At 60.7% G+C, this 23,874-nt stretch carries 20 protein-coding genes and 1 riboswitch; of the genes, 13 read left to right on the forward strand and 7 right to left on the reverse strand.

Going from position 1 to position 23,874, the window contains the following annotated elements; genetic code table 11:
- A partial coding sequence (locus A3CW_RS0111625; protein ID WP_028203728.1) for a hypothetical protein occupies positions 1 to 456 on the forward strand: 456 nt, incomplete at its 5' end.
- Between the two features lie 1,093 nt (positions 457 to 1,549).
- On the opposite strand, the gene A3CW_RS0111630 is transcribed toward A3CW_RS0111625, so the two are convergent.
- Positions 1,550 to 2,119: a dihydrofolate reductase family protein gene (locus A3CW_RS0111630; protein ID WP_028203729.1), complete on the reverse strand. Its 570-nt coding sequence runs from the start codon at positions 2,117 to 2,119 to the stop codon at positions 1,550 to 1,552.
- Between the two features lie 232 nt (positions 2,120 to 2,351).
- Between A3CW_RS0111630 and A3CW_RS53840 the strand changes: the two genes are divergently transcribed.
- From A3CW_RS53840 to A3CW_RS0111685, 10 genes are all read left to right on the forward strand, one after another.
- Positions 2,352 to 2,555 carry a hypothetical protein gene (locus A3CW_RS53840; protein ID WP_154677930.1) on the forward strand — a complete coding sequence of 68 codons (204 nt, stop codon included), beginning with the start codon at positions 2,352 to 2,354 and terminating at the stop codon, positions 2,553 to 2,555.
- A gap of 773 nt (positions 2,556 to 3,328) precedes the next feature.
- A riboswitch (guanidine-I (ykkC/yxkD leader) is annotated at positions 3,329 to 3,428 on the forward strand.
- A 58-nt stretch (positions 3,429 to 3,486) separates the two neighbouring features.
- The gene (locus tag A3CW_RS0111635) at positions 3,487 to 4,557 is read left to right on the forward strand and encodes a putative urea ABC transporter substrate-binding protein (RefSeq protein ID WP_028203730.1); all 1,071 of its coding nucleotides are present in this window, start codon (positions 3,487 to 3,489) and stop codon (positions 4,555 to 4,557) included.
- Positions 4,558 to 4,590: 33 nt separating this feature from the next.
- Complete coding sequence (locus A3CW_RS0111640) at positions 4,591 to 5,406, forward strand: ABC transporter permease (protein ID WP_028203731.1); 816 nt, start codon at positions 4,591 to 4,593, stop codon at positions 5,404 to 5,406.
- A complete protein-coding gene (locus A3CW_RS0111645; protein ID WP_028203732.1) occupies positions 5,403 to 6,191 on the forward strand; it encodes an ABC transporter ATP-binding protein in 789 nt (262 codons plus the stop codon). Before A3CW_RS0111640 ends, A3CW_RS0111645 begins: the two co-directional genes overlap by 4 nt.
- A gap of 13 nt (positions 6,192 to 6,204) precedes the next feature.
- Positions 6,205 to 6,909, forward strand: coding sequence for an urea amidolyase associated protein UAAP1 (locus A3CW_RS0111650; protein ID WP_028203733.1), 705 nt, complete (start codon positions 6,205 to 6,207; stop codon positions 6,907 to 6,909).
- A gap of 14 nt (positions 6,910 to 6,923) precedes the next feature.
- Positions 6,924 to 7,565, forward strand: coding sequence for an urea amidolyase associated protein UAAP2 (locus tag A3CW_RS0111655; RefSeq protein WP_028203734.1), 642 nt, complete (start codon positions 6,924 to 6,926; stop codon positions 7,563 to 7,565).
- A gap of 171 nt (positions 7,566 to 7,736) precedes the next feature.
- A complete protein-coding gene (uca, locus tag A3CW_RS0111665) occupies positions 7,737 to 11,336 on the forward strand; it encodes an urea carboxylase (protein ID WP_028203735.1) in 3,600 nt (1,199 codons plus the stop codon).
- An 18-nt stretch (positions 11,337 to 11,354) separates the two neighbouring features.
- Positions 11,355 to 13,166 carry an allophanate hydrolase gene (atzF, locus tag A3CW_RS0111670; protein ID WP_028203736.1) on the forward strand — a complete coding sequence of 604 codons (1,812 nt, stop codon included), beginning with the start codon at positions 11,355 to 11,357 and terminating at the stop codon, positions 13,164 to 13,166.
- A gap of 42 nt (positions 13,167 to 13,208) precedes the next feature.
- Entirely contained in the window at positions 13,209 to 13,613 is a 405-nt protein-coding gene (locus A3CW_RS0111675) for a hypothetical protein (protein ID WP_154677911.1), read from the forward strand.
- Positions 13,614 to 14,362: 749 nt separating this feature from the next.
- Complete coding sequence (locus A3CW_RS0111685) at positions 14,363 to 14,905, forward strand: hypothetical protein (RefSeq protein WP_154677912.1); 543 nt, start codon at positions 14,363 to 14,365, stop codon at positions 14,903 to 14,905.
- 120 nt (positions 14,906 to 15,025) lie between these two features.
- On the opposite strand, the gene A3CW_RS0111690 is transcribed toward A3CW_RS0111685, so the two are convergent.
- The 4 genes from A3CW_RS0111690 to A3CW_RS0111705 form a co-directional block, all read right to left on the reverse strand.
- Positions 15,026 to 15,829, reverse strand: a complete 804-nt coding sequence (locus A3CW_RS0111690) for a lipid II flippase Amj family protein (protein WP_028203740.1) — start codon at positions 15,827 to 15,829, stop codon at positions 15,026 to 15,028.
- A 195-nt stretch (positions 15,830 to 16,024) separates the two neighbouring features.
- A complete protein-coding gene (locus tag A3CW_RS0111695) occupies positions 16,025 to 16,306 on the reverse strand; it encodes a hypothetical protein (protein WP_028203741.1) in 282 nt (93 codons plus the stop codon).
- A gap of 139 nt (positions 16,307 to 16,445) precedes the next feature.
- Complete coding sequence (locus tag A3CW_RS50880; RefSeq protein WP_081771620.1) at positions 16,446 to 16,724, reverse strand: hypothetical protein; 279 nt, start codon at positions 16,722 to 16,724, stop codon at positions 16,446 to 16,448.
- A gap of 651 nt (positions 16,725 to 17,375) precedes the next feature.
- Complete coding sequence (locus A3CW_RS0111705; protein ID WP_245623612.1) at positions 17,376 to 19,502, reverse strand: penicillin-binding protein 1A; 2,127 nt, start codon at positions 19,500 to 19,502, stop codon at positions 17,376 to 17,378.
- Positions 19,503 to 20,496: 994 nt separating this feature from the next.
- Here A3CW_RS0111705 and A3CW_RS0111710 point away from each other — a divergent pair.
- Positions 20,497 to 21,375 (forward strand): hypothetical protein, encoded by an 879-nt coding sequence (locus tag A3CW_RS0111710; RefSeq protein ID WP_154677913.1) that lies wholly within the window; start codon positions 20,497 to 20,499, stop codon positions 21,373 to 21,375.
- A gap of 120 nt (positions 21,376 to 21,495) precedes the next feature.
- Here A3CW_RS0111710 and A3CW_RS50885 read toward each other — a convergent pair whose 3' ends face one another.
- Positions 21,496 to 21,744 (reverse strand): DUF1289 domain-containing protein, encoded by a 249-nt coding sequence (locus tag A3CW_RS50885; protein WP_081771621.1) that lies wholly within the window; start codon positions 21,742 to 21,744, stop codon positions 21,496 to 21,498.
- A gap of 724 nt (positions 21,745 to 22,468) precedes the next feature.
- Here A3CW_RS50885 and A3CW_RS0111715 point away from each other — a divergent pair.
- Positions 22,469 to 23,035, forward strand: coding sequence for a hypothetical protein (locus tag A3CW_RS0111715; protein ID WP_028203745.1), 567 nt, complete (start codon positions 22,469 to 22,471; stop codon positions 23,033 to 23,035).
- Here A3CW_RS0111715 and A3CW_RS45985 read toward each other — a convergent pair.
- The gene (locus A3CW_RS45985; protein WP_051481403.1) at positions 23,008 to 23,808 is read right to left on the reverse strand and encodes an acyl-homoserine-lactone synthase; all 801 of its coding nucleotides are present in this window, start codon (positions 23,806 to 23,808) and stop codon (positions 23,008 to 23,010) included. The genes A3CW_RS0111715 and A3CW_RS45985 overlap by 28 nt on opposite strands.
- Positions 23,809 to 23,874 lie beyond the last annotated feature (66 nt).

A 23,874-nucleotide genomic window follows, 5' to 3' on the forward strand; every position in this document is an offset into this window, starting at 1 on the left:
ACATGGTTGAGTACACAACCATTCGTGAACGAGGACGACGTCGGGCCGCTAGCGGGACCGATCCTCGACAAGTTCCGGGAAGTCATCGTGGGGACCGACAACATGTACAAGCTCGCACGCAAGCACGAACTCAAGGTGGCGTTCGGGACCGACCTGATCTTCTCACCGGCCGTGACGGCGCGCCAAGGTTTGATGATCGGCAATATGGCCCGCTGGTACAGCGGCTCCGAGACTTTGCGGATGGTGACGGGGGGGAACGGGGAGTTGCTTGCGCTCTCCGGCGAGCGCAACCCCTATCCCGCCAAACTGGGGGTGCTGGAGCGGGGGGCATGGGCCGATTTGCTGGTCGTCGACGGCAACCCGCTTGACAACGTGGCTCTGCTCGCCGATCCCGAGAAGAACCTGAAACTGATCATGAAGGATGGGCGCATCTACAAGGATGCCATGCGGACCTAGACCTGCCTGTACAGGTTGTTGACCAGGTGAAGGCGAATCATGCCGGCGGAGAACTGGAGCAGCGCAGCGTGAATATCGAGCCAACGTTCGAAGTGACAACCGGAGGAAGAGGCACCGATATGAGCGATGGTGACCGATTCAAGGAATTGTACGTGCGCGTGGCGACGCCGGGCTGCAGGAGATTTCCCATCACTGGCCGTTGCTCAAGAACCGCGTGGATACGCAGATCGAGACTGCCATATTCGAACGGGCCCTCGAATCGCCGGCCTGCATGCAGCCGGATCTGGATCGCAAACGAAGTCCTCGGGCGGCATGTACTGCCGGTGATCGCAGATTGCCGCGATAGCCTGCAGGGCACTCCCGCCATCGTCGCTGCCTGGGGAGCGGCACCGATCAGCTGACAGCGGGACGAATGCGATCGTCTCGTAAAAAGCCCGTTGTCTCGTTGTCTGACTTGAGCCGACGTTCGAATCTCGGACGAAATCTCCTGGTGAGCGGCAGGAGGTGGCCGACACCGGCAGCTCGCTGTCGGCCGCAGATCTTCCAACCGAGTCCGCGCCTGCCGTTGATCTCGCAGTGACACAACTATTGTCAGCAACGCTGACAGATTTATCGCGAGCTACGATGGGCGGTGGCACGGAACCCGATAACCAGCCGCGCAATGGTCATTGACGCTTGAGCTGGGACCGCCACTCCTGGACAGGCTAACCGACGTGAGATCAGGCGACGCGGCAATACCAGTCCTGCGCACAGTCTATTCCGTCGATGATCTCGATGTAGGTCAGTACATGTCAACGCACGGTGGTATGAACTCTGCCGCACATGGACCGATTGGCGCCAAGGGCGTTACGTCCAAAAGCGCAGCTGTACTACACGCACGTGCCGGCAGATGACCGGCCAGAACTGAAGCGGAAGACGTTTCGCGACCCTGAGACGATGTTCGCGAACGTCGGCTTTCGGCAATGCGCGAAATGTTGCGCGCGCGCAGAGCGCTGAATGCTTCACGCAGCACGAGCCTTCAGCAGCAAGGCCTGAAAGCTCAAGGCGAGAGGATTACGCGGACAGGGTTGACCGCAATCCTCTTGCGCGATGGTTAGCCCGCTCCGTGAACCGGCTCATAACACATTGCTACCGCCCCCGAGCCGTACTCCAGCCGGCTCACGAGTTTCAAGTCGATGAGCTTGGATAGCCCTGCGAACAACGTCGGCCCGTAGCCTGCTAGCCTGGGCTGCACAATGAACTCGTATTCATCGATCAATCCAAGCTCCGCCAGTGCCTGCGGGAGCTTCAGTCCTCCGACTAACAGTCCCTTGCCCGACTCCCGCTTGAGCTGCTGAACGGCCTCCAACAGATCCCCGCGCACGAGCTCCGCGTTCCAATCGACTCGATCCAGGGTGCTCGACACGACGTACTTCTTTGCTGCATCGATCGTCTGGGCGAACGGTTCCATCCAGGGCTCAATCCAATCAGGCCTCGCTCCGGTCCGCGCCGGCGCGCGCCATGCTGCCTCCATCATTTCGTAAGTCACCCGGCCAAGGAGGATGGCATCGGCCCGCTCGATGTTCTCGGCCGCGCGACGGTGCAATTCTTCGTCCGCCAAAATTGCACGATGATCGCAGCACCCATCCAATGTGACGTTGATGGAATATCGAAGGGCTCGCATACGTGTCCCCAAAGTAGGCTAACGCGTGAGGTAACTGGCGCGAACTCGCGCGGTGGGTGAGCGTCTGATTGACCGGATTGTTGGGCAATATTCACCCGACTCCGTCCGGTTAACGCGTTTGAGTATAGCCGGACATCGCAGGCATGTGACTTCGCTGTCGTCGCATCAAGGCCGACTTTCAACGACTCGAGAATACACCATGAAAAGGACACTTCTCACGTTTGCGATTGTTATGTCGCTTCCAGTGATCTCACCGACTTCAGCGATGGCGGCAGGCTGCATGAAAGGCGCAGCCGTGGGTGGCGTGACGGGCCACGTCGCGGGTAAACACGGCACGGCAGGCGCTGCAGCTGGGTGTGCCGTCGGACACCACGAGGCAGCAAAGAAGCAGAAGGCGGCGAGTGACGCCGCGGCGAGCAAACCTGCGAGCCAATAGTTGGCGATCCCGGTAACTGTCTCCAATCGGCAGACGGCGGTGCTCCCGCAGGCACTCCGCCGCAGACGGGTCGCGACGCTAAGGTACCGGGACATTTGCGACAGTCTCGTTGTGGCAGCCGCCTCGGTGCGTTTGCGCTGGCTCTGCAGTGCCTTCGCATAGCTCACAAATTCCAGGTGCGAACATTAGATATTCAGGTTGTACTCCTATGCGATTCATCGCCGAAGCCGCATGGGAACGTGAGGTATGTGACTCGTCCGCGTGAAAGCCAGCACAGATGCCATCGCGTGTGCCAGACGGAGACGTCATGTAAGTCACGCTTGCGTCAACTGCAGGCACGCGCAGCGGCGCAAGAAGTGATGTCGCTGTCGAAATGCGAAAAATTATCTTATCGGCAGATCTGAAAAGGCATTCACGCGAGATATGACTTACCGCGTTGAATTCGTTGCTCTCGCGCTACCGGCGGGCTGTGGTCCCGAATCGCTTCCGCCGAACCGGTTGCTGCAACTGGCGGGGCGTGTGCCACGGCGCCCAACTGCTCGAGCGGGCGCGACGTCTGTCGCTGTGCAGTTCGCTGCAGGTACGGCTCGGTTCCCGGACGTCGCAGCGCCCGAAACTGGTGCGCCATGATGCATGTCAGTGCACATTGTTACCGGCACAGGGCGGGGAAACGCCTCCCACGCTACAAAGCCGTGCCTTATTTCATTGGCACGCTTCTCGCTTTAAGGAGTGGGCAAGGAGCCGGCGCAGCATCCGGTTCGTCAGACAATCTGGAAATGGACAGCTAGGGTTCCGGCCTGCTTCTCGCAGGTGCTGGTCCGAGAGCTGGCGACCTCAGGCGAGGTTACACGGCGGGATAAAAGCCCGGGAGAGAACGCGATGTTTGCGCTGCTCCCTGCCGTTGCTAACCGTCCCCTTCGAGGTCAACCTCATGCGCAAGCTCGTTCGCTGTCTTGGCATCGCCGCCGTCTCCCTCGCCACCTTCGCTTCAAGTGCCGCGTTCGCCGCGGGCCGCAGCGACTTCAAGGTTTGCTGGACCATCTACGCCGGCTGGATGCCGTGGGGGCAGGCAAAAACCCAGGGCATCATCTCGAAGTGGGCCACAAAATATGGTATCAAGATCGATGTCGTCCAGCTGAACGACTACGTTGAATCCATCAATCAGTACACGGCTGGCAAGTTCGACGGCTGCGCGATGACCAACATGGATGCACTCACCATCCCGGCATCGGGCGGCGTCGATTCGACTGCCCTGATCGTGAGCGACTACTCGAACGGCAACGACGGCGTGCTCATGAAGGGCAAGGGCAAGCAGATCGCCGACCTGAAAGGCCAGCAGGTCAATCTCGTGCAGTTCTCGGTCTCTCACTACCTGCTCGCACGCGCTTTGGAAAGCGCCCATATGAGCGAGCGCGATCTCAAGGTTGTGAACACATCCGACGCCGATATCTCAGGCGCATTCGCGACCCCCACTGTTCACAACGCGGTGACATGGAACCCGATGCTCGCCGATCTGAAAGCGCAGCCGAACGTCACCGAAGTCTTCGATTCGAGCAAGATTCCCGGCGAAATCATGGACATGATGGTCGTCAATACGAAGACGCTGCAAGAGAATCCGGCGCTCGGCAAGGCACTGACGGGCGCATGGTTCGAGATGGTTGCGCTGATGCACAGCAATTCGGCGGCGAGCACCAGCGCGCTGACGTCGATGGCGAAGGCCTCCGGTACCGACCTTGCGAACTACAAGGGGCAGCTGTCGACCACTGCGCTCTTCTACACACCTCAGGCGGCCGTCGCTTTCGTGACGAGCCCGGACATGCCGAAGATCATGACGCGCGTAGCGAAGTTCTCCTTTGACCACGGTCTGCTTGGCCAGGATGCAAAGAGTGCGGATTCCGTGGGCATGGCGTTCGACAAGAACGTGATCGTCGGCGACAAGAACAACGTCAAGCTGCGTTTCGATCCGAGCTACGTCGAGATGGCGGCCGCGGGCAAGCTCTGAGACTGATTTCGAGGCAACTACCAGGCGGTCACCATGCGACTCATCAATCGACATCCGAGCCGGATCGGCAGCATGATGCTGCTCCTGCTGCCGTTCGTCGTGCTGTTTGCCGTGTATTTCGCGGGATCTGCGGCGCGGCTCAATCTCAATCCCGATGACAAGCTGCTTCCGGGCGCGGCGCAGATGAGCGATGCCGTGAAGTCGGTCGCATTCACTGAGGACAAGCGCACGGGAGAATATCTGTTGTGGGACGACACCCTGTCGAGCTTGCGACGACTGGGTATCGGTCTCGTCGTGAGCGCGGTGATTGCACTGGCGGCCGCTATCGCGACCGGCTCGTTTCCGCTCGTCAGCGCAACGCTTTCGCCATTCATCACCGTCGTTTCGATGGTGCCTCCGCTGGCGGTGCTGCCGATCCTTTTCATTGTCTTCGGGCTCGATGAGCTATCGAAGGTCGTGCTCATTGTTTTCGGCATCACACCCATGATCATTCGGGACCTGCATGCCCGTGCCCGCGATATTCCCGCCGAGTTGTGGGTCAAGGCCCAGACGTTGGGGGCCACGAGCTGGACGGTGATTCTGCGCCTGGTTTTGCCCCAACTTCTGCCGCGCCTGCTGGTGGCGATGCGACTCTCGCTCGGTGCTGCATGGCTGTTTCTCATCGCCGCTGAAGCGATCGCATCGACGGATGGCCTTGGCTACCGAATCTTCCTCGTGCGCCGCTACCTCTCCATGGACCTGATTCTGCCGTACGTCGCCTGGATCACGCTGCTCGCGTGGCTCACCGATGAACTGCTTCGCCGCATCACGCAGTGGTCGTTCCCCTGGTACGGCGGAGGTGGACGATGATCGAAGTCCGCAATGTCTGGAAAGAGTACGGCGGTCAGGTGGTTCTGGAGCGTTTGAATCTGACGATCCAGGAGGGCGAGTTCTGTTCGATGGTTGGCGCTTCCGGCTGCGGAAAGTCGACGTTTCTGCGACTTTTGCTGGGTCAGGAGCAAGTGACGCGCGGCGAGATCCTGCTGGACGGCCAACCACTGCCCGCCGAACCGGACGCACATCGTGGCGTAGTGTTCCAGCGCTACTCGGTGTTCGAGCACCTTAGCGTATTGCGCAACGTGATGCTGGGACTGGAGCTTCCGAAAGCGAAGCTCACGGGCAGACTCTTCGGAGCGCAACGGCGCGCCGCGCGAGACGAGGCTGCGGCCATGCTCGAGCGGGTGGGACTCGGTGCGGCCTTGAACAAGTACCCGCAGCAACTCTCCGGTGGTATGCAACAACGCCTTGCCATCGCGCAGGCCTTGATGATGAAGCCGCGCGTCCTTCTGCTCGACGAGCCGTTTGGCGCACTGGATCCCGGTATCCGCAAGGACATGCACGCGCTGCTCTCGGACCTGTGGTGCGAAGCGAAGCTGACCATTTTCATGGTTACGCATGACCTCAAAGAGGGCTTCACGTTGGGAAGCCGTGTGCTGGTTTTCGACAAGGTACGCGTTGACCCCCAGGCGCCGGGCGCCTACGGAGCCCGTATCACCTACAACATTCCACTCGACCGCAGCCGCGAATCGGTGTCCGCGGTGCATCTGGCGCGCGCGGCGGTTCAAGGCGCGTCCAGCATCGAAGTGGTTTCATGAAGGGAACTCGAACATGAAGTTATTGCTTGAAGAAACCGTACCGGGCGGCGGCCATACCTCTCTCATCGTGAAGCGCGGGCAATCGTTGCGCGTGACCGACCTGCATGGTGGCGCCAATGTCAGCGTCATGATGGTCAATGCAACGGAGAAGAGCGAGCGGCTGAACCTGCCGGATTCGCTGAAGTGCCAGCACACCGCAAAACTCACGACAGGTCACTGCCTGTACTCCGATATGGGACGGGTTCTCGCTGCCATCGTCGACGACACATGCGGGTGGCACGACAGCATCGGCGGCGTTTCGAACGCCGGGGAGGTCACCGCGCGGTATGGGGCTGGCCGCTATCAGGAACTGCGCAACGCGTTCTACCGGAATGGCACGGACAATTTGCTCGTCGAGATGGGCAAGTGGGGCCTCGAGATCTCAGACCTGCTGATGACGCTCAATCTTTTCAGCCGCGTCGATGTCACGAGCGTTGGAGAGCTGAATTTTGTGAGCAACAACTCGAAGGCCGGCGACTACGTTGAGCTGTATGCGCCAATGAACACGCTTGTCGTGCTTACCGCGATTCAGCATCCGCTCGACCCGAACCCTGAATATGCGCCCAAGGCGGTGAAACTCGAATTGAGCGAGGCGCAGCCTGGCGTGGCCGAAGGGTGCCGTACCGCATGCGAGGAAAACGTGCGCGGTTTTATCAACACAGAGCGATTCTTTCTTTGAGCGGAGGCCACTTCATGATGAGCACGCTTGTCGTCAGCGACAAACAGCCCGAGAGCGCGGTCTACCGCGAGACTGTGGCTGCGGGTGAGCCCTGGCTTCACGAAGTGAAGGCGGGCCAGACACTGCGCATCGTCGATCTGGAAGGCAACCAGGCGGTCGATACGCTGTTCTACAGCCTCGCCAATCCGCGCGAGCGCTTCGACCCACAACGCACGCTGCGTCGGCAGAAGAGGCTCTACCTGACGGCTGGCTCCGTGTTGTACTCGAATCTCGGCAATCCCATGCTAACCGTCGTTGCCGATACCTGTGGACGTCACGATACGCTCGGCGGCGCTTGCGCACAGGAGAGCAATACCGTGCGCTATGCGCTGGAAAAGCGTTATATGCACAGCTGCCGCGACAACTTCCTGCGCGCTTGCGCACATGACGGCCGCCTCTCGAAGCAGGACATCGGCGCGAACGTCAACTTCTTCATGAACGTCCCCGTGACGGCGGGAGGGGGGCTCAGTTTCGAAGACGGCATTTCCGCACCGGGGAAGTACGTCGAACTGCGTGCCGAGATGGACGTCATCGTGCTGATTTCCAACTGCCCTCAGTTGAACAATCCGTGCAACGCCTACAACCCGACGCCAGCGGAGCTGCTGATATGGGACTGAATCGTTTTCGCAGCTGGTTCTCGTTCGTCATGCTCGTGCGCTCAGGACGTCATTTCACGCTCACGCGCGTAGCGCTGACTCAGGCAAATCGCTGACGCGAATACGGCCGTGGACGACCGCGGCTCGCATCTCTCACGGCGGGACGGCCCGCCTCTGAATCAATTTCCTCCCATGTTCGAGAAGATTCTTATCGCCAATCGTGGCGCTATCGCGTGCCGGATTCTGAGAACGCTGCGCGAACTCGATGTTACCGGGGTCTCCGTTTTTGCGGAGGCGGATAGAGCGAGCCGTCATGTGAGCGAGGCGCCCATCGCGCACTGTCTGGGCGATGGGGCCGCCGCAATGACCTATCTCGACACGAAAAAAATCCTCGAGATCGCTTGCCGCGAAGGCGTGCAGGCCATTCATCCCGGGTATGGATTCCTCTCCGAGAACGCCGCCTTTGGCGAGGCTTGCGAAGCGGCAGGGATCGCGTTCGTCGGGCCAACGCCCGCGCAGCTGCGTGCCTTTGGTCTAAAGCACACGGCGCGCGAAATCGCGGAGAAGGAAGGCGTGCCGATGCTCAGGGGCACCGGTTTGCTCGGTGACCTGATGGCGGGGCTGGAAGCGGCAGAAGTCATCGGCTATCCGGTGATGTTGAAGAGCACGGCTGGCGGCGGCGGTATCGGCATGCGTGTGTGCTGGAATGCAGCCGAACTCAGTGCGCATTTCGATGCCGTGAAGCGACTCGGTGAAAACAATTTCAGCGACTCCGGCGTTTTCCTCGAAAAGTACATCGAGCGGGCGCGACATCTTGAAGTGCAAGTCTTCGGAGACGGCAACGGCGATGCCATCGCACTCGGCGTGCGCGACTGCTCCGTGCAGCGGCGCAACCAGAAAGTGCTCGAGGAAACGCCCGCGCCGTGCTTGCCGGATGGGGTTCCCGAAGCACTCTGCGCGGGTGCCGTGAAGCTCGCGAAGGCGGTGGACTATCGCTCCGCCGGCACCGTCGAGTTCGTGTACGACAGCGCTGCCGGGCAGTTCTACTTCCTCGAAGTCAACACGCGCCTGCAGGTGGAGCACGGCGTAACGGAGCAGGTGTGGGGCGTCGACCTCGTGCGCTGGATGATCGAGCTGGCAGCGGGCACGCTCGAGCCGTTGCAGGAACTCGCAGCGAAGCTGACGCCGCGCGGCCATGCGATTCAGGCGCGGCTCTATGCAGAAGACCCCGGCCGGGACTTCAAGCCGAGCCCCGGCCTGCTGACCGACGTCGCGTTCCCGCAAGCCGACGGTCGCGCGCTACGCATCGACACGTGGATTGAAGCCGGCTGCGAAGTGCCGCCGTACTTCGACCCCATGCTTGCCAAGGTGATCACCTGGTCCCCGACTCGCGACGAGGCGCGCAGTGCGCTCAAGGAGGCGCTCGAAAACACGTGCATTTACGGCGTGGAGACGAATCGCGACTATTTGCGTCAGATCCTGGACGACAAGCCGTTTGCATCGGGCGAACCATGGACCCGGTGCCTCGAGGGACTCAAGTACGAGGCCAGTACGGTCGAAGTCGTCAGCGGCGGTACGCAGACGACGGTACAGGACTTCCCCGGCCGCCAGGGATACTGGGCAGTCGGCATTCCGCCTTCGGGGCCGATGGATGACCGCGCCATGCGGCTGGGCAACCGCCTGCTTGGCAACGCCTCCGATGCCGCCGCGCTCGAAATCACGATGAGCGGCCCGACGCTGCGCTTTAATACGGACGCGGTCGTCGCCATCGCGGGGGCAGATATTCCCGTGCTGCTCGACGACATCAAGCAACCGTTGAATACAAGCCTCTTTGTCCCGGCAGGCTCGACGTTGTCGCTCGGCACCATTCGCGGTGCCGGCGCACGCGCGTATCTGTGCGTACGCGGCGGCCTGGACGTCGGCGTGTATCTCGGCAGCCGTAGCACCTTCACGCTCGGTCAGTTCGGCGGGCATGGCGGGCGCGCAATACGCGCAGGTGACGTACTTCACCTCTATGCGCTCGAGAATCCGCAGGCTGGCAAGACGCTGAATGCCGTGCCGAAGCTCGATGATGTTCGGAGCATCCGCGTGATCTATGGTCCGCATGGCGCGCCAGAGTACTTCAGCTCGCGCTACATCGAAAGATTTCTGGACACGGACTGGGAAGTTCACTTCAACTCGAGCCGTACCGGTGTGCGCCTGATCGGGCCGAAGCCGGAATGGGCACGCGAAGACGGCGGCGAGGCCGGGCTGCACCCGTCGAACATTCACGACAATCCCTATGCGGTCGGTGCCATCGATTTCACCGGCGACATGCCGGTGATTCTCGGCCCCGATGGACCGAGTCTCGGCGGCTTCGTCTGTCCGGTGACCATCATCGAGGCCGACCTCTGGCACATCGGGCAACTGAAGGCCGGCGACAAGATCCGCTTTGTTCCGGTGGAAGTGGGAGAAGCGCGTGAAGCCGCACGCCAACGCGCCCGCGAACTGGAAAGTCTCGAGATCGAGTCGAACGCGCCGAACCGCAGACGGTCGTCCCTGACCTCACCCATCGTGCTCGACCTGGGTTCGGGCGGCGAGCGGCTCGTTGCGCGCGTGTCCGGTGACACGCATCTGCTGCTCGAGATTGGGCCCGCTGAGCTGGACCTCGTCTCGCGCTTTCGCGGGCATGCGCTCATGCAGTCTCTCGAGGCCATGGCGCTTCCCGGCGTCATCGATCTGACGCCGGGTATCCGCTCTCTGCAGATTCACTATCGACCGGAGCAACTGGCGCTCGCGCCACTGCTGGATGTCATACGCCAGGCATGGGAGCGGGTCTTGCTGAAAAAGGATCTGCGCGTGCCGTCGCGAGTCGTGCACATTCCACTCTCCTGGGATGACCCGGCGTGCCAGCTCGCGATTGAAAAATACATGACGACGGTGCGCAAAGACGCGCCGTGGTGCCCGAGCAACCTGGAGTTCATTCGCCGGATCAACGACCTCGAATCCATCGACGCCGTAAAAGAGATTGTTTTCGACGCGAGCTATCTCGTGATGGGTCTCGGTGACGTCTACCTGGGTGCGCCCGTTGCGACGCCGCTCGACCCGCGTCACCGCCTCGTGACGACGAAATACAACCCGGCCCGTACGTGGACCGCGGAGAACTCGGTCGGCATCGGCGGCGCGTATCTGTGTGTGTACGGCATGGAAGGGCCCGGCGGCTATCAATTCGTCGGGCGCACGCTGCAGATGTGGAATCGCTACCGCAAGGTCGCGGATTTCGCCGGTCAGCACTATTTGCTGCGCTTTTTCGACCAGATTCGCTTCTACGAAGTATCGGCCGACGAACTGCTTCGCATCCGCGCCGATTTTCCGCTGGGGCGTTATCCGTTGAAGATTGAAGAGTCGGAACTCTCGCTGCCCGACTATCAAGCGTTTCTCGAGAGCGAAGCCGACAGCATTGGCAAGTTCCGTTCGCGACAGCAGGCTGCCTTCCAGGCCGAGCGCGAGCGTTGGCGCAAAGCGGGCAGCCCGGAACAGGCAATCGAGGCACCGGACGCGGAGGACGCCCGATTGGCTCCCTTGGAGGACGGCCAGGTCGCCGTGGACTGTGAAATCGCTGGCAGCCTCTGGCAGGTGAAGGTGAAGACGGGAGACGTCGTTGCCGCCGGCGACGTACTGCTCATTATCGAGTCGATGAAGATGGAGATCTCGGTGTTTGCCTCGTGTGCGGGGACAGTCGGCGAAATTTACGTGGCTCCTGGCTCGCCCGTACGCGCAGGGCAGCGAGTCGCAGTCATTGAACGCCACTAAGGACAAGGACAGAAAACCATGCCGACATTCGATCTGCAACTTTCCACGCTCCGTTGCGCGTATCGTGACGGGCGCCTCACGCCGCGCAAGCTCGTGGCGGAACTACTCGGAAAAGCGAACACGCTGAATCCGGAGTTCAATCTCTTCATTCATCTTCTGACCGACAGTGAAGTCGCGCCGTACCTCGACTGGCTCGAGAAGCAGGACTTCGAGCGTCTGCCGTTGTACGGCGTGCCTTTCGCAATCAAGGACAACATCGACCTTGCAGGAGTCCCAACGACCGCCGCGTGCCCCGACTTTGCATACACGCCGGCGGAGTCCGCGACGCTCGTCAGCCGACTGGTTTCGCTTGGCGCGATCCCGATCGGGAAGACCAATCTCGACCAGTTTGCTACGGGTCTGAACGGCACGCGTTCGCCATACGGCAAATGCCGAAACAGTGTGCATCCTGACTACCCATCGGGTGGTTCCAGCGCGGGTTCGTCGCTTGCCGTTGCATTAGGCGTGGCGAGTTTTGCGCTCGGTACCGACACCGCGGGGTCGGGCCGCGTGCCTGCCGGCCTGAACAATCTCATCGGACTCAAGCCGACGAGGGGCATCCTGTCGACGGCGGGTGTCGTCCCGGCCTGCCGCACGCTCGATTGCGTGACGTACTTCACGGCTACGGCTGGCGAGGCCAGTGAGCTGCTCTCATTGACCGCGCAAACCGACGCTCGTGATGCATACAGTCGCAAAAACCCGCAGTGGAACTCGGCAAGCGCGTTCGGTAAGCCCACGTCGTTCCGGTTCGGGGTTCCGGCGCGCCTTGAATTCTCGGGATGCGATGAGAGTCCGGAACTGTTCGCGAGGGCGCGTGCGCACCTGGAAGCAGCAGGTGGCGAGGCAGTGGAGATTGATTTCGAGCCGTTTGTCGAGGCCGCGAATCTCCTTTATCAGGGCCCGTGGGTTGCGGAGCGCTACAGCGTGGTCGGCGAGTTGATGTCAGCGGCGCCAGACGCTGTGCTTCCCGTCATTCGGGACGTGCTGGCCAAGGCGCCGGGTGCGACGGCGGTCGAACTGTTTCGTGCGCAGTATCGCCTGCAGGCGTTGAAGGCAGCCTGCGATGCGGTGCTCGATTCATTGGACTTCGTGCTGACGCCGACGTATCCGCGCCCTGTGACGCTCGCTGAACTGGACGAGGACCCGATCGTGCCGAACTCATTGCTCGGCTACTACACGAACTTCATGAATCTGCTGGATTACGCGGCAGTCGCCACGCCAACAGGGTTCATGAAGAACGGACTCCCGTGGGGCGTGACGGTCTTTGGCCGCGCGTTCACCGACCAGTATCTGCTGGGTGTTGCCGATCTGTTGCAGACGGCGAGTGGCATCGAGTGTGTTGGCGGCAGCCACCCGGAGCCTTGCGCGCGGCGAGTCGCGGTCAGCGACCGGATTCGCGTCGCGGTGTGCGGTGCTCACATGCAAGGTTTGCCGCTGAACAAGGACCTGGTTTCGCGAGGCGCGCAACGCATGCAGGTAACGCATACGGCTGCCCATTATCGGCTGGCCGCGCTGCCGGCTTCCACGGACGGCACCAGACGCCCGGGATTGTGGCGAGTTGCCGAGAGCGGCTCCGAGATTTCGGTCGAAGTCTGGGAAATGCCATGCGTCGAGTTGGGATCGTTCATGGCAACCGTGCCGTCCCCGCTCGTGCTGGGAAAGGTCGAATTGTCCGACGGCTCGTGGGTGACCGGCTTCCTGTGCGAACCCTATGGCGTGCTGTCGGGAACCGATATCTCCGCATTTGGCGGATGGCGAGCGTGGCTCGCCAGCGAGCGCCGGCCCGACTGACCCCGCCAGATGTAACGCAATACCTGGGACGACAAAATTACCATGTTCGAATTGAGCTGCTTTTGCGCTTTAATGCTGGCGACGCTCGCGATCGCTGTCCGGATGATAGTGCTCATCCACGAAGGCAATGACCGCGCGGCGATTTTCCTCGAGATGAAGCTGGCATTGCACGTCGCTTTGATCCTGCTTTTGGTGATGACTTTCGACGTTGGGATTGATCCGGTGTTTGTGTGGCTGCGTCACAGGTTGCCGCACGACGGCACGCAGGCAAACCGGTTGATTGCAGCGATGCTTACCTGCATGGGATGCGTTGTAGTCGTGACAGTCGTTCCATGGGGCATGGTCGCCTTCGAACGGTTGCGGCGCGATTTGTCGACGTCGCGCAAGGTAACCAACGACTTGATTGATCGACTCCGGATCGGAGGGGAGGGGGTGGCGCTGATGTGAGATCTGTAATGTTAAATGGAGTGAGACTGCGATTAAGCTTTGTTATCTGACTATACTGGCAGCCTCGGCCACCAATCGAAGCGGTGGACAGAAGGCGGACCTGCTGTAGCCGGTCGGGCCAGACATCCAGGGGCAGCTAGCGGAGTGATCCGGTTATCCACGTCGACTTCTTGGCGACAGCAGTTCAGCCGATGCCAGGAAAACTAAAGACGATTCTGACGACAATGGTGATGCCTCAGTGGTTGCTCGCTATTGCCGAAGGTGCGACCTCGCAACCTCAGCATTGTGCCTGGCCACGAGCTGCAAGACTGCATGGCCCACGTTCTGGGCGGACGGGTATCTCGGTCAGTACGCCGTCGTCGTGCCATCGCTGGATCTCGTCGCCGTGAATCTGGTCGATTCGCGACTGACACCCAGGCATATGGCGCAAAAGCACATGGGTCGCAAGGGCATGGAAAGGCTCGTGTGGCAGTTAGAATCGGCTGGCGGTGCGACGGAACCTTGACAGGCGCGGGCCCCCATCGATCCAAAACGCGCCGTCGTATCCGGTGCTGGCGAGGCCAATCGTAACCAGGCACAGTGCACACGGCGTTTGAGCCTCGCCAGGTTGCGGCCGCCGGAACGCGACGCACAGTGCTTTCCACTATCCCGCTGCCAGCCGCTGGCGGGGTACGCCGCTGACGAAGGATAATGCGCATGGATCGCAGTCGCCAGGGAGTGCCATGCAATGCGAGATAGCTGAGAGGACGATGTGGGAACTCGTTCGAGTCTATACAGGCCGGGTCGGCTACCAGCGCGGCATGAAGTTGGATGGTCTATCGGCCGACCCTCAGGCAATCGACTGCTCGGGGTGGACCAGGTTGCGCCTCACGAAGGCGATGCAAGCAGAGAACAAAGCCGCGGGCTGCGCGGTGTTTGCTTCCGGTGATGTGGACGCGCTGCAAGTGTGGTCGGATCGCATCATTCAGGAAATCGAGATTCGAACGGGCTTCGTTCTTGAAGGGGAAGCGATCACGGTCCACAGCCTCCCGCGCTGCGCCACCATCGGGCTGAAAATGGGAGAACCCTCATGGGCGGACAACCATCCCCGTTCTCGCAGCATCACCCACATCGCGCAGGTTGTGCGCCGCCCGGAGGATGGCGCACCGTTTGTATCCGAATCGTTCGGAGGTGCGGTCTCACCGGGAATCAGTCTCACGCCGCTCGAAGAGTGGCTCGCTCAATCCGGGCCGCATCTCCGTGCTGCCGAAATGTGGGCTGTCGATCCTGTCAGGCTGGCCTCAAAAAACTGAGCGCCCCAAGGCGTTTCTTCATGCGCGGCCTGCGACCGACGGATGGCGGCGCGAACGAATCCAGATCGGTCTTGCTCCGCGAGCGGCTAACCGCAGCGTACTGGCATGGCACACTTCGCCCTAAATCAGTTCAGCGACGCGTACGATAATGTGCGCGGCCGGTACGAGCATGATTTGTGCGCACAGGGTCCCAAGAACACGTGCCCCGGCAAGGGTGGTGATGGCTCGCCGAAAGCTGTTTTCAGAGATTCGGCCTTCGATCACGTCATCCGTCATGACGGAAACCTGCGGGTCGATGACCACGGCTAGCACCACGGTTGCAAAGCCATTAATGACCGAGGAAAGATTCGCGCACGTGACCCGCAAATCTGGCTTCAGATATCCCGCATAGAGCGAAGCGAAAACACCGACCGTCCAGATGGCCATCGCGAAGACGTTGAGAGCGATTACCGTCCAGGAGACACCGGCACCGCTCGCTAGCTGAGATATGTTCTGCCGCAACGGAACCCGCGCGCCGTCCCGCATATAGTTGATGCCGCCACGGCTGAAAACGTGAAGCAAAAGGCGCGGCAACGAACGATTAGCCTGGAAGTGATCGACAGCGCGACTGAAGTAGCGCTGGAACGTTGGGATCAGCAACGCGCCGACGATGCTTGCCGCTGTGGCCGTAATCAGGAAGAGCCGAAAATCACCGAGCAGGCCGCCCTCAAGATGCCGGGCAATATCAAGCTCTACGCGCTTTGCGATGAACGGGCCTTGAAATGAGTTCGCCGTTCGGGAGGCAAGGGCGATGATCCCGAACAGGGAAAACGAGACAGCGGTACGTCGGGTGCGAACCCCCGCGATCCGCACAGCGTAAGCCAGCGTCGCGATGACGTGGATGACAAATGTAAGTCCACAGATGATCAGAAGCTGGGTGTCCATGCGATCCCGACGAGGCTGGGCATGAGTTAAAGTCTATCGTAGTACCGGCGCTGGATCGATTGAAGCCAGATTGCCTGTCGAAACCGAAAGTCCGAACCTGGCCCGCACTGCGTCTCACGCGTCTCGAGCGCATGACGTATGCAACAGGCATAAACTGAACCTGTAGGGGCGCTCGAGGCGTCTGATATCGCACATTCAGACCGGTTCCTGGCGGCATTCGGGGTAAGTCTCGGGGAGCCAATCTTGAACCATGCCTTCGCGATCTTTCCATTTCCTGTTTGAGATCGCAAGCACGTCGATTTCGCCAATGCGATCGGCAAACGTGCGCGTAACTTCCTCCTGATCGACTACCAGGTTATCGACCATCACTGCGTCTGTCCAGCTTGCCGAACAGATCAGGTTCTTTGAATCGAGTAGCGTGACGCTCGCGTCATTGCGCGGCTCCGCTGGCGAGCAGTCGCGCGGGGAAATTTGCAATATTCGCAGTCGTCGGACCATCACTCCATAAACGCATCGATGTCGCGTGCGTTGCAGGCGTCCAGTTGCTTTTGTACTGGATGTGCAGCATCGCACGCGCGAGGCTTCGTTGTGCCGGGCGCGGCACACGCATAGCCGACTAGCACTCGCCTTTCTTGGCGTGTCCTGCGGGGCAATGCCAACCCTTGTCGTGATGGTGATGTTTTTCCCAGTCGTCGCGTTCCCAGTAGCGGTGACCATCCCAATAGCGGTCGCCGTGCCATCCGGGTGTGACGACCCCGGCGGGAGGTGGGGCTGGCGCAACCACGACAGGGGCACCTACATTGATACCGACGTTGACATCGGTTGCGTGCACGGCGCTGGCGAGGCTGAATGCAGCGGCGGTGAGCGTCAGATGTACGAGCGCGGTTTTTTTCATGAAACAGTCCTCAAGATATGGACGCGTGCATGAGGCGGAATTGGCCAGGTACCAAGCACCGGCAGCCGACAGGATGTTGCGCCTGATTGCCCTGGTTCGCGCAAAGATTCCGCTCGGTTGAAGCATCATTTTCGCAGAATCCCTGCGATTCTGAACGCTGACGCCCTGTCACCAGCCCTGCGGAACTACGGACCGCGACGCATAAGGCAGCCTTAAGGCACCCGCCCATACCATCGTCGAGTTCGAGTCATTCAAGCGATGCGATGTATTATCGGCGCGTCCCTGCTCACGCCTTCCCCTGATGCAGCCATTTGCGACGTTCATCCTGAGAAGTGCACAGCAACTTATTGTGTTGCGCATGAATTGCTTCACTCGCATGCCACGGGAGCGATAAAAAACGTGCCGATCATGACCCCGAACCGGTGGTTGTTTCTGGGCATGCTGTTGCTGTGCGCTTCGCTCGGCCTTCTTGTTGCTGTGCTGCTGGGCACCCGGATCTGGCCATGAGGCGAGCCTGCTTCAGGATGGACTGAAAGCAGGCTGCCATGATCCGTCCGGGGGCGATCAACGGCGCGAACAGCAGTGCCACAGGAGACCAGTCTGTGGCGGATCGCCCTCGCGAAGCCGGGAACCGTCGGGAGCACGGCAGCGTCAGAATCTCCAGAAAAGGAAGTGGTGATGCGTGCGCCCATGGCCGGCGCGCGACGGATTGCTCGCGGGCGCAAGCTGTGCGTGGGCGTCAACGACCTGCGCGCGCAGTGCCATGTCATAGAAGGCACCGACCATCGGCAACGCGCCATGCGCCCCTTCGCCCCAGTAGTCGTTGCGCAATGTCACGCGTGCGTCGTCGAAGCCTACCCACGCACCGGCGACCAGCTGCGGATGGATCAGGATGAACCAGCTATCCGTGTTGTCCTGCGTCGTGCCGGTCTTACCCGCCACGTCGGCGTGAATGCCGAAACGCGTCCTGATGTCGGAACCAGTGCCCCGATTGACGACGTCACGCATCACGTCGACCAGCTTGAGCGCCGCGGCGGGTGGTAGCGCCTGCGTTGGCCGCGCGGCAGGGAACTCGGCGAGCACGTTGCCGTTGCGATCTTCGATGCGTGTCACCATGCGTGGTTCGACATAGGCTCCCCGGTTCGCGATCGTGCAATACGCCGAGACCATCTCCTTGAGCGTGACCGGGCTCGTACCAAGAGCAAGCGACGGCACGGCATCAAGGGGGCTCTCGCGCACGCCCATCTCACGCGCGAGCGCCGCAACCTTCGCCGGTCCCTCCCGCTCCATGAGCTGGGCAGTCACGCGATTGCGTGAAAAGGCAAGCGCATTACGCAGTGTCATCGGCCGGCCGGTAGGGGGCTCGGGGTCGGTCGGCCGCCACACCGCATTGCCCTTCAATGCAATGGCAACGTTGCGGTCGACGATCGTGTCGCCCGGTTGCGCACCGTCCGCAAACGCCGCACCGTACACAAAAGCCTTGAAGGTGGAGCCGGGTTGCCGTCGTGCCTGCTGCACGTGATCGAATGGCTCATCGCGATAGTCGCGGCTACCGACCCACGCCTTGATATCTCCATTGCGTGGATCGATGGCGACGAATCCGGCCTGAATCTGCGTCTTGCTGCGGCAGAGCGCACCCACAAACGCTTCATCCTGCGCAAGCTTCCTGACCGCGGCCGGATCGGAAAGGCCGGTGTCCCGTGCGGACCGGTACTCAGCCGTTTGCCTGATGAACGACTGGAACAGCTCGTTACCCGGCCAGCAGCCAGTACGCTCGTTCCAGGTGCCGTTGGCGACCCACTGCAGCTGGCTGGTCTGCCAGGCAACGGCCTGCGTCGCCGCCGCCTGAAGCCGGGAATCGATGGTCGTGTGCACCACGAGCCCGTCCGAATAGATGTTGTAGCCGTTGCGATCAGCCCACGCGATCAACCATCGGCGCAGCTGTACCGCAAAATGCGGAGCCGGGCCAACGGGTTCAGTCTGCGGTTCGAAATCGACGTTGAGCGGTTGCTGCTTCAGCCAGGCATACTCAGGAGGACTGAGCTTGCCGTATTTCAGCATCTGCGCGAGGACGGTATTGCGGCGTTCCCGCGCGCGCTCGGGATTGAGCACGGGGTTGTAGGCACTATTGGCCTTCAGCATGCCAACGAGCGTTGCGCTTTCAAGGACGTCAAGCCCCGCAGCGGGCTTTCCGAAGTAGGTGCGCGCCGCCATCTCGACGCCGTAGGCGTTGTACAGGAACGGCACGGTGTTGAGATACGTTTCGAGAATCTGGTCCTTGCTGTAGACGGATTCAATCTTGAGCGCCGTGATCGCTTCCTTGAGTTTGCGTGTCAACGTCGGTGCGCGACCAATTTCATCGGGATACAGGTTGCGCGCGAGCTGCTGCGTGATGGTGGAGCCACCCTGTCGAGCCCCGGTAAATGTGTGCAATGCCGCCGACGGAATGCGCCTCAGGTCAATGCCGTGATGCTGATAGAAGCGGCGGTCCTCGGTCGCGATCAGGGCGTCCACCACATGCGGTGAAATGTGGCTGAGCGTCACCCACTCGCGATTGACCGGCTTGAATTCCGCAAGCACGCCGCCGTCGGCGGAGAAGATCAGCGCGGGACGGTCGACGCGGGCCTTGCGGATGTCACCAAGGCGGGGTGTGAATGGAATGAGGGCCAGCGTATATGCGAGCGATAGTGCAGGCACCGCGGCAATCGTCAGCGCAACGCCGCGACGCGTCGGATGGCGAATGCCGTGCCACGTGGCAGCGACATGGCGCGCGGTCATTGCGCCTGCGCTGGCAGCAAGTGCCCGACCGTGTTTTACCCAGCGCGCGCGGAGTTCACGAAAAAGCGACATAGGGTGATTCACGGTAGCTGGCCAGTGGACGAAAGGCCGGATGCTACCAAAGCGCGGGCGGATTTCTGCCCGGAAAACCGCTATGCCGTTGTGCTGCTAACAGATGATTACACTTGTTTCCAGTCGGCAGCGTTCAGTTGAACGTGCCAGCTACATTGCGCGCCGATCTGCCTGCGTGCTGCGTAAAAATGCAGGAAACGAATCTAGTCGCGATCCGCACCCAAGGCAAGCACGGCGCAAGCTGGCGCGATGGGTAGACCAAAAAACCTGGACATGGGCGCTGGGCGCTAATCTGGCCTGGAATTGCAATTCCGCGTTCGTAAGGGGGACACGGTTAGCGCAGGCTTAAGGACGCGGCACGCCCGGGGGCGCGTTACGCCGGTTTGCAACAGGAATAAAGATCACTCTCAATCTGGAACAGCCAGTCGGTGATCGCCACCTGTTCGGCGGGCTGAGCATACGAAGACGGTCGGTAGACCGACTGATCCAGTGACAGTGGTCAAACACTTGTCGCATGCTTTTTTTCGGGTCCAGCATATGCGCTACCGACGTGGACCCCGGCGAGGGAACACCCTGTTCCGGCGACGGTGTGACGAAGCAGATGGGGAGGCAATACATTTGTGACGTGAGAGCCCGAAAACGCAGGCGCGCATCGCTCATCGCGGGTTGCGAGACTCCGTCGTTGATCATTTCCGGATTTCCACATGTGCTCTGATGTGACGGTTTCAACAATTGGCACCGCGGTCAAGGAGACCCACTGGTCGGCGGCGATCGCGTGTCGCAATGGAGCAACTCGATGCAGGATGTAAAACCTGGCGCGTCACGCAATGCCGATGTCCGGTGCCGGGCTCCTTGTGACCGACATCGCGGAAATCATCGCTCTCGCACAGCAAACATCCGTGTCCACCGGACGCTGTGCACGTTGACCTTTCTGGCGGCATCCTGCCTGCTGTGTCCGAAGCTGTCAGCCCAGGCATCTGACGATGCCGCCCGCCTGCGGGCCACATACCAGAGCATGCAGCTGCTGCTTGACCACAACTCGTTTCATCGGCGGTTGTATCTCGATTCCCGGGAATCGCCATCCACGGTTACGGGCGAAATCTACGCTGTAATGGACTACCCGTTCGCAATCGTGAGTGCCGCTCTCGGTGACCCGTCAAAAGGCGCGACTAACTGGTGCGATGTATTGCTTTTGCATCCCAACGTCAAGTATTGCCATGTATCCGCGAGTGACAACGGCAATGCCCTGTCCGTGAACATCAGCCAGAAGGAAGCCGCAGAAGAACCTGGATCTACCTATCGCCTGCGTTTCGCGTATGACGCGCCGATCTCCGGTCCGGGATACCTTCACGTAAAGCTCCACGCAGACAGTGGCCCGCTTAACACTCGGGATTATCAGATCGCCCTCGAAGCGGTATCGCTCGATAGTGAGCGTACATTCCTGCATCTGACCTACGCATACAGTTACGGCACGATAGGGCGTCTTGCCATGAAAGGTTATCTGTCCACTTTCGGTAGCGGCAAGGTCGGCTTCACCAATATTGCCGATCCGTCTGCGGTCCAGCCGGAATACGTCGATGGTATGCGCGGTCTCGTGGAGCGCAACACCATGCGCTACTACCTGGCCATCGATGCCTGGCTCGGCGAACCGCCGGGAAACCCTGACACGCGGCTCGAGCAACGCCTGAGTAACTGGTTCAGCGCCAGCGAAGAATATCCGCGACAGCTGCACGAAATCGATCGGCAGCAGTATATGCAGATGAAACAGCAGGAATACCGGAGCCAGCAGACCGGGCAATAACCAGGAAACCAGATATCAGCCGGGGGCCAGCAGACCAAAGATTTTGTCTTGTCGACCTGACGACGCCTCGCCGGCTTCACCGGCCTTCGAGGCGCTTTACCGATCGGGTAATGCGCCCGTTCAGTCGTGCTTCGGCGCCTGCGACGTTCCACGTCCCAGCTTTACCTGTCGTCGAGGCCTTTCATTGAGGATCAGATGGCGCCAGTGATCGGTCATCTTTCTCCACTCGCGGGCTTCTGCCCGCGTTCGATAGCAGCCTGTGCAGAACCCCGTTTTGCCGTCGAACGCGCATAGATCGATGCATGGAGTGTCGTACACAGCGGCCGTATATCGCGCTATCGAAGCCTCCGAGCGGCCATGGAATGCCATGTAGTCTTCGATGTCCGCGAGACGATCATGAAACTCGACGCATATTGAACGGTATAGCGAGGGGTCACGCGGCTGCCTAAGGATTGGCAGTCAACATACGAATCACCACCCATCGGGCACTGACGCCAATAGGGAAAGTCGATCGGAGGTGCGCAGCGTGGAAGCGGCGCAACGACATGGTGCCCGTTCAGGGTAAAAGAACCACAGTGGAAGGTCGTGGATGCGTCTCACCGTTCATCCTTCATGTATACATAAATATAATGATCGCATTTTACGAGATATAAATCGTATTCCTATGTAATTTAAATGTCGAAACAGTGCCGACTTCGGAGTTCCCGGAAGCATGAGACCTGTAAATAGTCAGAATGAAAGCCAGCACATATGCCAATGACCCTGAGCCAGGCGTAGCAAGTCATGTAAGTCACACTTGTGTCCGCTGCTGGGACGGACGTCGTGGAGCCAGGAGCAACGTGGTTGTGGAGATCTCCATCACGCGTGAAGTGATCCTGGGGCGATATGAGGGACCCTATGTCATTTGGCAGTTGATAGTTTGTCCGGGAAAAACGAAAAAGAAGACATGATCCGATTCCGAAACCTGTCGCCGCGGCGAGCCGTCACGAGTGAACTGCGGGGGGAATCTCCCGGTGCCTGGCGCGTCGCGCGGTATCGCGGGAAGACACGGAGCCGGATCGATAGCCGCGCGCACATTGGGGCAGGGAACATGATGAAAGAACTCGATCCATCGACGGCGGGCGGCGGGAAGGGCGCTCCCCTGGCGCCATCTCACCTGGCTGCTCCAGACCCGCGATTACAGCGTGCCGAAACCGAAGTGCGCCGGCTGACCCGATGTATGGAGATCAAGGACCGGCAGCTCGGCGAGCTACGCAAGGCACTTGCGCATTCGGCGACCGTGCACTACCGGGTTGAGGACCGCCTGCAGCACGAACTGGATTGCCTGCGGATCATGATGCCGGCTGAAGCGTTCCTGATGCCGTCTGGCGAGTCCGGTAGCGGGCAGTCGGACCATGGCATCGCAGTGCGACTGCCCTATGTGACGTCAATACTGTCAGTGCTGTTCGATGCGATGTGCGTGTTCTGGGCAGACTGTGATCACGATCATCCTCCGAAGTCAGCGACCGTCGCGCACGCGATCGATGAGCGGCTGGGCCTGCGCTCACAACCGAATGGAGAGGCTTCACGCAGTGCCCAGGCATATGCGTCGGCGATCCGGCCGGACTGGATGAAGGAGGCCGACAACCGGCATCACTGTCGGCCAGCAGCGGCGCGCTGATATAAGGATGCCGTCATCTGGATTAAGCCTTGCGTGCGCCCTGCACCGTTATCGCAAACTGCGATGGGCGCTTCGCTCGTGACGTGTGCAGGGCGCACTCGCGCTGTTTCAGGCGCATCTGGGTGACCCGGGACGCCGGCCACGGGGAGTGGGAACTGTCCGAAGCGGATGATTGAGTTCTGCAGCGTGTCAGGATCGCACTGGAGTTTCTGAAAGGTAGCAGAATCCAGATCAATTGCACACGCAACGATGTCGGCATGGCCTCGTGACGCGTCTGTGCCGATATCGTGCAGCTCGAGGCCGAAGCGGCGGTACAGGCGCGCCACGGAGCGCGAGACCACGCCGATCACGCGTGTCGCGCCGCACGAGAGGGCGAGCGAGATGACGAAGGGAAACAACGACATGCCTGAGGTCGAGCCGGTGCGGTGGTCCGGCAGCCCGGATCCCGCAAAGCGCGACATCTCCCATATTGAGGTTGATGATGGCAGGGTATCGCCCGGGGGGGCAAGTTCCGGGAAGACGTCACGGAGCAGGTAAGGTCCTGTGGTGGGCATCAGTCGGGCGCATCCACAGACCTCGCCGTCTGGCGAGAATGCGACCAGATGGAGCGTAGGGTTTCCATCAAAATTGTCCCACTCGCTCGTGGCGTCGTGGGCCACGCCAGGTATTTCCCAGTGCAGGCGCTGCACGAAGACACGGTGGCGGAAGGTTCCGAGGCGGCGACGGATATGGGGTGGCAGGTCGTCGAGTCTGCCCGCAACGATATATGGCATGGTTTCCTCCTGGCGTTGGGCTTTGGCCGTTGAGCGTTGACGCGAAGCTATCAGCGCCTCGGCGGT

It is taken from the genome of Paraburkholderia nodosa DSM 21604, assembly GCF_000519185.1.
Lineage (GTDB): Bacteria > Pseudomonadota > Gammaproteobacteria > Burkholderiales > Burkholderiaceae > Paraburkholderia > Paraburkholderia nodosa.